The organism is Arthrobacter sp. AB6, assembly GCF_031844545.1.
Classification (GTDB): domain Bacteria; phylum Actinomycetota; class Actinomycetes; order Actinomycetales; family Micrococcaceae; genus Arthrobacter.
In genome coordinates, this window is record NZ_JAUZVL010000030.1 from 43000 (window position 1) to 52660 (window position 9661).

The following is a 9661-nucleotide window of genomic DNA, read 5'->3' on the forward strand; positions in this document are numbered from 1 at the left end:
TTCCCATCCTTTCGGTCGGTGGCGCGGGGTAAGGTCCACCCAGAATGGCACTGTGCTGTCCGCCCGGCAACGGCCTGTGCTGAGGCCCGGCAATGCACTGCGCGGTACGCTCGGCAGATGGCAACGCGGCATAGGTATTACTACGGCGATGACCCCAGCCAGTGGGGCGAGCTGTTCCTTCCCGGGCAGCCAAGAGCCGCCGCCCGCCGCGGCGTGGTGGTGGTGATCCACGGCGGCTACTGGCGGTCGAAGTACGGTGCCGACCTGGGGGAGCCGCTGGCCGAGGACCTTGCCGGGCACGGGTTTGCCGCCTGGAACCTCGAGTACCGCCGGGCGGGCAACGGCGGGGGCTGGCCGCACACTTTCTCGGACATCCTTGCGGGCATCGACAAACTGCAGGAGCTCGCAGGGCCCCACGCCCTGGACTTGGCCAACGTGGTGGCCCTGGGCCATTCCGCCGGCGGCCATCTCGCAGTGTGGGCGGCGGGCCGGGACCGCCTGGGCCGGCTGGGGCTGGAGGCCGAGCACCGCGAGGCCGGTGGCCGCCGCGACGGCGTCCGCCTCACCGGTGTGGTCAGCCAGTCCGGCGTGCTCAACCTCGCGGCAGCGGAGGAACTGAACCTCAGCGATGGTGCGGTGGCCAACCTGCTGGGCGGGCCGTCGTCGGACTTTCCCGGCCGGCACAGGTACGCGGACCCGATGGCCGCGCTGCCGCTCAGCGTCCCCGTCTACGCCGTGCATGCAACGGACGACGCCGACGTGCCGCCGGGCATGTCAGTGTCCTATGTGGAGGCGGCCAGGTCCGGACCGGTCCCCGCGCAGCTGGTCATGGTGCCGGGGGACCACTTCGCGCTGATCAATCCCACAACGGAGGCGTACGCGAAGTGCCGGGAGCTGGTGGGGGAGCTGCTCGGCTGAAACAGCGCGCTGCCGGCAGGCGGTGCTAACCCAGCCGCGCGACGCTCCGCCTGGTGGGGCGTGCTACGGCGCCGTCGGAAAAGAGCTCGGGGGTGGATTCCTGGATGCGCTGCACATCCTCGAAAACGCCGCGGAGGTGGAGCCGGAGGGAGCTGTCGGCATCCGCGAGGTTGTTGGCTTCCAGGGCGTCCACCACGGCCGTGTGCTGCTCAATCAGCGTGGACACCGGGCGGGTGTCCAGCAGGCTCAGGCGGCGGGCGCGGTCCAGATGCGCCTTGGCCGAATTGACGGCCGCCCAGGCCGATTCATGCCCCGCCAACCGCAGGAGCTCCCGGTGGAAGTCCTCGTCGAGCCGGAAGAATTCCTCCACATCGCCGTCGGCGTCAGCCCGGGACTGGGCTTTCAGGATGTCCCGGAGGCCCGCAAGGCCGGAGCTGTCCACTGCAAGGTCGCGGAGGGAGGCGCACTCAATGGCCTCGCGGACGAACTGGGCCTCCGAGACCCGCCCCAAATCCACCAGTGAAACAAAGGAACCGATCTGCGGGAAGACCTGCACCAGCCCCTCTTCGCGGAGCAGGATCAAGCTCTCGCGGACCGGCGTCCGGCTGACGCCCAGTTCCTGCGCCAGTTCATTCTCGGAGAGCGGCTCACCGGGCGGCAACTGAAGGGAGATGATGCGGCGGCGGATTGTCTCGAGCGTCTGGTCCCGCACGGAGAGCCGCGGTGCTGAGGATCTCTTTTCGGTTGCCATGACTCCAGTGTAATTGGTTGACACACTAGAATGGTAGTGCTTGTATGGTAGTGGTGACGGGGTCCTGCCGATCATATTTGCGATCCTCAGCCCCAGCTTCTTCCGTTCACTCTCCCCTTCGTTTTTCATCGCCTGCAAAGGAGCATCAGATGACTGAGAGCATCGCGCCGCCCACGACCAAGCCGGAAGCCAAACCCACCCGCGAACTGGCCAAAGTCGCCGTCTCCGGCTGGCTGGGGACGGCCATGGAGTTCATGGACTTCCAGCTGTACTCGCTGGCAGCCGCCATCGTGTTCAACAAGCTTTTCTTCCCCGATGTCAGCCCCGTCATCGGCCTCATCGCCGCCATGGCCACCTACGGCGTGGGCTATGTTGCCCGCCTGGCAGGCGCCGTCTACTTCGGCCGCATGGGTGACAGGATCGGCCGCAAAAAAGTCCTCTTCATCACCATCGCCCTGATGGGCGCCTCCACAACGCTGATCGGTGTCCTCCCCACCTACGCGATGATCGGCATCTGGGCCCCCATCCTCCTGGTGGCACTGCGCCTGGCCCAGGGCTTCGGTGCCGGTGCTGAGATCGCGGGCGCAACCGTGATGCTCGCAGAGTTCGCCCCGGCCCGCCGCCGCGGCCTCATCGCCTCCCTCGTCTGCCTGGGCACCAACTCCGGAACCCTCGCCGCCTCCGCTATCTGGGCCATCCTCGTGTCCACGCTGTCCGAAGCGGACCTGCTCAGCTGGGGCTGGCGCATCCCGTTCCTGTTCAGCTTCGTCCTGATGATCTTCGCCGTGTGGGTCCGCCACCACGTCAAGGAAAGCCCCGTCTTCGAGGAGCGGGCAGACGTCGTCGACGGCGTTGCGCTGTCCAAGCGCGAAATCGCCGCTGCCGAGGAACTGGCCAGGACCAGCACCATCGAGGCTGCGCTGCACCAGCGCAAGGGCAAGGCGTTCCTGATCGCCCTGGGCCTGCGCTTCGGCCAGGCAGGAAACTCCGGGCTGGTCCAGACCTTCCTGGTGGGCTACCTCGCCACCGTCCTCCTCGTCGATAAGAGCGTGGGCACCACCGCCATCATGTTCGGCTCCATCCTGGGCTTCCTGACCATCCCGGTCATGGGCATGCTCGGTGACCGCTTCGGCCGCCGGCCGCTCTATCTCGCCCTGAGCTCCCTCACCGCCCTGTTCGCCATTCCCATGATGCTGATGGTCACCAGCGGCAACACCGTCCTCATCACGGTCGCCATGGTCATCGGCCTAAACCTGGGCGTGCTCAGCCTCTTCGCCATGGAAAGCGTCACCATGGCCGAATTCTTCGGAGCCCGCACCCGCTTCACCCAGCTCGCCCTGGCCAAGGAAATCGGCGGCATCCTCGCCACCGCCATCGGCCCCCTGCTGGCAGCAACCCTCACCGCCATCACCGGCCACTGGTGGCCGCTGGCCGCGATGGTCATCGCCTACTCGCTGATCACCCTCATCTCGGCCTTTGTTGGACCCGAGGTCCGTGGTCGCGACATGGTCCGCCTGGAAGACGCCGTATGAAAGCCGTTGTCGTCCACGGCGTCAATGATCTCCGCATCGACGAGCGGCCGGAACCCGTTGCCGGCCCCGGGGAAGTAGTGCTCGACGTCGAATGGGGCGGCATCTGCGGATCCGACCTTTCGTACTGGCGCCACGGTGCCTCGGGGACCGCGGCACTGAAGTCGCCGCTGGTCCTCGGCCACGAGGTTGCCGGACGCATCGCCCAGCTCGGTGCCGGCGTCGTCAACCTGGAAGTTGGCCAGCCGGTCACCGTCCACCCCGCGGAACTCGTGGGGGACGGCACCATGCCGGAACGCCTCACCGGCCGCACCAACCTCTACCCGCAGATCCGGTACTTCGGATCCGCAGCCTTCGATCCGCACACGGACGGCGGCTTCAGCGAACGCAAGCTCGCCAAGGCGTCCCAGATCCGGGTGCTGCCCGACGGCGTGGACACGCTCCGCGGGGCACTGGCCGAACCGCTCGCCGTCGCCATGCATGCGGTCAGCCGCGCCGGTGACCTCACCGGCCGGGACGTCCTGGTCAACGGCGCCGGGCCTATCGGCTCCCTGGTGGTGGCAGCCGCCAAGTACGCGGGAGCCAGGACCGTCATTGCCGCCGACATCAGCGATGCTGCCCTGAAGATCGCCGCGGCCATGGGCGCCGACGAGGTCCGCAACGTCTCCACCGGCGGAAGCCTGCCGGCGGACATGGAGCTCGTCTTCGAGGCGTCCGGCATCCCCGCCGTGCTGGGCGGAGTCCTCCGCGCCACGGCCCGTGGCGGGACCCTGGTCCAGGTGGGGAACCTTCCGGGTGCCCCGGCCCCGGCTGCCCTGGGGGACCTGGTCACCCGGGAGATCACCTGGGTCGGCTCCTACCGCTTTGTGGATGAAATCACCGATGCGCTCCGCGCCATGGCCGGTGGCCTGGACGTGTCCCCGGTCATCACCCATAAGTTCTGCATCGACCAGGCAGCCGAGGCCATGCGGGTCTTCGGCGATCCGACCTCCGGCAGCAGCAAGGTCATGCTCAACCTCACCCCGCCTACGGCCTGACCCAACTAAGTAGCAGTAAGTGTCGTTTTGAGGGCTCAAAACGACACTTACTGCGACCTACATTTCCGCTCCAACACACCTGAAGGACCAACCAGTGAAGATCACCGACGCACGGGTAGTGGTTTCGTCGCCCGGACGAAATTACGTCACGCTCGTTATCGAAACCGAGGACGGGATCACCGGCATCGGCGACGCCACCCTTAACGGGCGCGAGCTGGCTGTGGCGTCCTACCTGTCAGAGCACCTGTGCCCGCTGCTGATCGGCCGCGATGCGCGCCGGATCGAGGACGCCTGGCAGTACTTCTACAAGGGCGCCTACTGGCGCCGCGGACCGGTGACCATGACCGCGATCGCCGCCATCGACGTCGCGCTGTGGGACATCAAGGGCAAGGCCGCCGGCATGCCGGTCTACGAACTCCTCGGCGGTGCGGCCCGCGAGGGCGTTATGGTCTACGGGCACGCCAGCGGGTCCAGCCTCGAGGACCTCAGCGCCGACTTCCAGCACCACCTGGACCTCGGCTACAAGGCAATCCGCGCCCAGGCCGCTGTCCCCGGGCTGGAGAAGACCTATGGCATCGCCCCCGTGGACGGCAAGCTTTACGAGCCCGCCAGCGGCAACGTGCCCCAGGAAGACATGTGGGAGACGACGGCGTACCTGGACTTCGCGCCGAAGATGATGGCCCATGTGCGCGAAGAGTTCGGTTACGGCGTGCACGTCCTGCACGACGTCCACCACCGGCTGTCCCCGATCGAGGCGGGCCGTTTAGGCGCCTCGCTGGAGCAGTACCGGCCGTTCTGGATCGAGGACCCGACGCCGGCCGAAGACCAGTCGGCGTTCCGCCTGATCCGCCAGCACACCACCACGCCCGTCGCCGTGGGTGAGGTCCTCAACTCCATCTGGGACTGCCAGCAGCTGATCACCGAACGGCTGATCGACTACATCCGCACCTCGGTTTCACACGCCGGCGGCATCACCCACCTGCGCCGGATCTTCTCCCTCGCAGACCTCTACGGCGTGCGCTCGGGCTCGCACGGCGCGGGCGACCTCTCGCCCGCCTCCTTCGCCGCTGCCCTCCACGTGGACATGAGCATCCCCAACTTCGGCATCCAGGAATACATGGGCCACCGGGAGCCCGCCAACGAGGTGTTCAGCACGTCCTACACCTTCAGTGACGGCTACATGCATCCAGGCGACGCGCCCGGCATCGGCGTAGAGTTCAACGAGGAAGCCGCCGCCCGGTTCCCGTTCGACCCCAAATACCTGCCCGTCAACCGGCGGCTCGATGGATCGGTGCATGACTGGTGAGTGAGGCAGTGCAGCAACAGTTCGACGTACTGGTGATGGGCGAGATCCTCGTCGAGGTGGCCACCGACCAGGCCTTCGGCCACGGCGTGCCGGCGCAGCTTGGCATCTCGGGTGACGCGCTTAACGTTGCGGCGTCGGCCGCGGCGGCCGGCGCCCGCGTGGGCCTGCTCGCGGTCCTGACCGACGACGACCTTGGCCGCGCCATCGCCGCCCGGATCGTGGAACTCGGCGTTTCCCCGGAGCTGCTCAGGTTCCGGCCGGGACAGCAGGGTGTGTACCTGGTGCACTGCGACCCTGACGGGCAGCGGGAGTTTTCCTACGCACGCAGCGGCAGCGTCGGGTCCACGCTGGGGCCGGACGACGTGGACCCCGCGGTCTTTTCGGCCGCGGGCGCCGTGGTGGCCGGCGGCATCGCCTGCGCCATTTCGACGACGGCGCGCGCCGCCGTCGTCAAGGCCGCCTCCGTGGCCCAACGCTTTGTCTTCGATCCCAACTTCCGCCCCCGGCTCACGTCCGTGGAGGATGCGACGGCGGCCCTGCTGCAGCTCGCGCCCCGTGCGTTCCTGGTCACCCCCTCCTTCCCCGGCGAGACGGGCGCCCTCCTGGGCACCTCCACCCCGGCCGAGGCCGCCGCGCGGCTGCGCGGCCTTGGTGCCCGGAACGTCGCGGTCACCTGCGGCGCGGACGGAATCCAGCTTGACGGTGAGGGCCGGGACGGCGCAGCCGAAACCGCCTGGATCGACTCCATTCCGGCCCCCGCCGTGGTGGACCAGACCGGCGCCGGAGACGCTTTCGTAGGCACCCTGACCGCACGGATGATCCTCGGGGACGGCTTCGCCGAGGCCGCCCGTTGCGGCGCCGCCGCGGCATCGCTGGTGGTTGGCGGCAAGGGAGGCACCGGGTTCATCCCCACGCTGGAACAGACCCGGGCCCACGCAGCGGGATCTCCCGCCCGCCTTGCCCGCGAAGGAGCAGCGCCATCACACGCCTGAATGCCGCGGCCCTCCCCGCGCACGGCAAGCACCGCGCACCCCTGGCAGGCTCTCCCATCAGCCCCGGCATCGTCCACCTGGGCCTCGGCGCTTTCGCCCGCGCCCACACCGCAGTGTTCACCGAGGACGCCATGCTCGCCACCGGCTCAGCGGACTGGGGAATCATCGGGGTGACCCAGCGCTCGGACACCGTGGCACGCCAGCTGGCACCGCAGGACGGGCTGTTCTCCGTGGCGGAACGGGGCACTGGCGCCGCTCCGCTGCGCGTGGTCTCAAGCATCGTGGAGGCCATTTCCGGGAAGGACCGGCCGGATGCAGTGGTGGACCGGATCGCAGCCGAAACCACCAAGGTAGTGACGCTGACGGTCACCGAAAAGGGCTACCGCATCGACCCGCGCACCGGCTCGCTCAACACCGCCGACGAGCAGGTTGCGGCGGACCTCGCCGGCAGGCCGCCGCTCACCGCCGTCGGACAGATAGCCCGTGGCATCCAGAAGCGCGCCCGGTCCGGGGGCGGTCCGCTGACCGTCGTCTCCTGCGACAACCTCCCCGGTAACGGTGAGCTGACCGGCAACCTGGTGCGGGCATTTGCCGGGGCCCTTCCGGACGCGGAGTCCACGCCGCTGCTCGCCTGGCTGGGGCAAAACGTCACGTTCCCCAACACGATGGTGGACCGGATGGTGCCCGCCACCACGGAAGGTGACCTGGCCGCCGTCGAACGTGACCTGGGACTCCGGGACGAGGCCGCCGTGGTGGCTGAACCCTTTATGCAGTGGGTGATCGAGGACAAATTCGCGGCGGAGCGCCCCGCCTGGGAGCGCGCCGGCGCGCTGTTCAGTGACGACGTCGGGGCCTGGGAGGCAGCCAAGCTGCGGCTGCTGAATGCGAGCCACTCGATGCTGGCATACCTGGGGCTGGCAACGGGCAAGGCGACCATCAGCGGCGCCGTGGGAGAGGACGCCTTCCGGACTGCCTGCCGCCTGATGATGGCTGATGACGCGCTCCCCACCATCAGCCTTCCAGCCGGCCTGGACGGCGACGAATACTGCGGCCAGGTGCTTGAACGGTTCGCCAACCCGGCGCTGGGCCACACAACGGCCAAAGTGGGCAGTGACGGGTCGCAAAAGATCGGCTTGCGGCTGCTGACCACCGTGAACGCAAACCTTGAAACCGGCCGCGAACCGCGCTGGGCTGCGCTTGCCGTCGCTGCGTGGATGCACCACGTGGCCTCGACCCCGGCGTCGGAGCTGAACGATCCCCTCGCCGCGGAACTCCAGGCGGCCCTGCCGGCCGGACGCACGGCCGAAGCCGTTGTCCCTGCGCTGCTGGGCATGCGGAGCATCTTCGATCCGGCGCTCGCAGCCAACACCACCTTCGCGGACCTGCTGACGCACTGGTACCGCACCATCGACATCGACGGGCTGGACGGCCTGAGAAAAGAGATCATCCATGGCTGACGCAACCAGCGTCCTGCACGTTTCACCGGTCATCCCGGTGGTCACCATCGCCGACCCGCAGCACGCCGTTCCGGTGGCGCGGGCACTGGCCGACGGCGGGGTCCGGATCATCGAGCTCACGCTGCGGACCGGCAGCGCCCTTGAGTCGATGAAGCGCATCGCCACTGAAGTGCCGGAGATCCTGCTGGGTGCCGGAACCATCCTTACCCCGGCCCAGGCCGATGCCGCCGTGGCCGCAGGTGCGCAGTTCCTGGTCAGCCCGGGAGTGACGCGTTCCCTGCTGGACCACATGCTGCAGCTTGGCGTGCCGGTGCTGCCCGGCGTGGCCACGGTCGGCGAAGTGATGGCCGTCCTGGAGCGCGGACTCAGCGCCATGAAGTTCTTCCCGGCCGGCCCGGCGGGCGGACCGAAATACCTCGCGGCCATCGGCGCGCCGATCCCGGAGGTGCAGTTCTGCCCCACCGGCGGGGTGAGCCTGGAATCCGCCCCCGGGTATCTGTCCCTGCCCAACGTCACCTGCGTGGGCGGCAGCTGGCTCACGCCGCGCGCCGCGGTTGAGGGCGAAGACTGGGCGGAGATCACCCGGCTGGCACGGGGAGCGGCTGCACTGGGCTAAGCGTCATCGTGCTTAGCAACGTGCCGGTTAGCCTCTCCTCTGGCAGAGTATGAGCATGCTCACAGTTATAGGCGAAGGCCTCGTCGACGTTGTCCAGCGCGCCTCCGGAATCGAAGCCCACGTGGGCGGCAGTCCCCTGAATGTCGCAGTGGGCCTGGCCCGCCTCGACCACCCGGTGCAGTTCATCGGCCGGTACGGCCGGGACGCCTATGGTGATTCCGTCGCGGCGCACCTGCGCGCCAGTTCCGTGATGCTTCCCATGGGGCCGGACGACCTGCCCACCAGCGTGGCCACCGCGCTGATTGACGACGACGGCGCCGCCACCTACACGTTCGACCTCACCTGGCAGCTTCCCGGCATCGCCGACCGGCTCGCGTTCATGCTGCAGGGAACCACCCTGCTGCACACGGGGTCCATTGCCACGATGCTGGCGCCGGGCGCCACCGAGGTGCTTGCCGCCGTCGAATTCGCCCACCCGCACGCCACCATCAGCTTCGACCCCAACTGCCGGCCCAGCATCATCACCGATGTGGATTACGCGCGCCGCCACGCGGAGAAGTTCGTGTCCCTGGCGGACGTTGTGAAGGCGTCCGATGAGGACCTCGCCTGGCTCTACCCGGACCTTGACGTGCTGGACGCCGCGCGCCGCTGGCTGTCCCTGGGCGGGGAGGAAGGGCCGGCGCTGGTGGTGGTCACGCGCGGAGCAGACGGGCCGTGGGGTGTGTGCCGGGCGGGCGAAGCCCAGGTGGAGGCTCCCAAGGTTGAGGTGGCGGATACCGTGGGCGCCGGTGACTCGTTCATGGCGGCGCTGCTCTCCGGCCTGGTGGACCGCGGCCTGGACGGAGCCCAGAACCGGAAGGACCTGCGCGAACTCCCGGCGGAGGGACTGGAGGGACTCCTGGCCCATGCGGCGAAGGCGGCGGCTGTTACGGTGTCCCGGCCGGGCGCGAACCCGCCCACGCGAGCTGAGCTGAACGGGGCGCCTGCTGAGGGGTAGCCAGGCTAGTTCGGCTGCTCCGATGCGACGCTCTCTCACTTAATGCGCCTAAATGGCC

General features: G+C 68.6%; 9 protein-coding genes. 8 read left to right on the forward strand and 1 reads right to left on the reverse strand.

The window, feature by feature from the left end; genetic code table 11:
* Positions 1-117 precede the first annotated feature (117 nt).
* Positions 118-918: an alpha/beta hydrolase gene (locus Q9R30_RS17940; RefSeq protein ID WP_311218436.1), complete on the forward strand. Its 801-nt coding sequence runs from the start codon at positions 118-120 to the stop codon at positions 916-918.
* A 25-nt stretch (positions 919-943) separates the two neighbouring features.
* Here the strand turns inward: Q9R30_RS17940 and Q9R30_RS17945 are convergent, their stop codons facing one another.
* Complete coding sequence (locus tag Q9R30_RS17945; protein WP_104996354.1) at positions 944-1669, reverse strand: GntR family transcriptional regulator; 726 nt, start codon at positions 1667-1669, stop codon at positions 944-946.
* A 149-nt stretch (positions 1670-1818) separates the two neighbouring features.
* Here Q9R30_RS17945 and Q9R30_RS17950 point away from each other — a divergent pair, with 149 nt between their 5' ends.
* The 7 genes from Q9R30_RS17950 to Q9R30_RS17980 all read left to right on the forward strand — a co-directional run bounded on the left by Q9R30_RS17950 (position 1819) and on the right by Q9R30_RS17980 (position 9603).
* The gene (locus Q9R30_RS17950) at positions 1819-3201 is read left to right on the forward strand and encodes an MFS transporter (protein WP_104996355.1); all 1383 of its coding nucleotides are present in this window, start codon (positions 1819-1821) and stop codon (positions 3199-3201) included.
* The gene (locus tag Q9R30_RS17955) at positions 3198-4235 is read left to right on the forward strand and encodes an L-idonate 5-dehydrogenase (protein WP_311218437.1); all 1038 of its coding nucleotides are present in this window, start codon (positions 3198-3200) and stop codon (positions 4233-4235) included. The genes Q9R30_RS17950 and Q9R30_RS17955 overlap by 4 nt, the downstream gene beginning before the upstream one ends.
* Positions 4236-4329: 94 nt before the next feature.
* Positions 4330-5541 carry a D-mannonate dehydratase ManD gene (gene manD, locus Q9R30_RS17960; RefSeq protein ID WP_104996357.1) on the forward strand — a complete coding sequence of 404 codons (1212 nt, stop codon included), beginning with the start codon at positions 4330-4332 and terminating at the stop codon, positions 5539-5541.
* Between the two features lie 35 nt (positions 5542-5576).
* On the forward strand, positions 5577-6533 hold the full coding sequence (locus Q9R30_RS17965; protein WP_311218440.1) for a PfkB family carbohydrate kinase: 957 nt from the start codon (positions 5577-5579) through the stop codon (positions 6531-6533).
* A gap of 77 nt (positions 6534-6610) precedes the next feature.
* Positions 6611-7990: a mannitol dehydrogenase family protein gene (locus Q9R30_RS17970; protein ID WP_311218441.1), complete on the forward strand. Its 1380-nt coding sequence runs from the start codon at positions 6611-6613 to the stop codon at positions 7988-7990.
* On the forward strand, positions 7983-8606 hold the full coding sequence (gene eda / locus Q9R30_RS17975) for a bifunctional 4-hydroxy-2-oxoglutarate aldolase/2-dehydro-3-deoxy-phosphogluconate aldolase (protein ID WP_311218438.1): 624 nt from the start codon (positions 7983-7985) through the stop codon (positions 8604-8606). The genes Q9R30_RS17970 and eda overlap by 8 nt, the downstream gene beginning before the upstream one ends.
* Positions 8607-8661: 55 nt before the next feature.
* Positions 8662-9603, forward strand: coding sequence for a carbohydrate kinase (locus Q9R30_RS17980; protein ID WP_104999555.1), 942 nt, complete (start codon positions 8662-8664; stop codon positions 9601-9603).
* Positions 9604-9661: the final 58 nt, after the last annotated feature.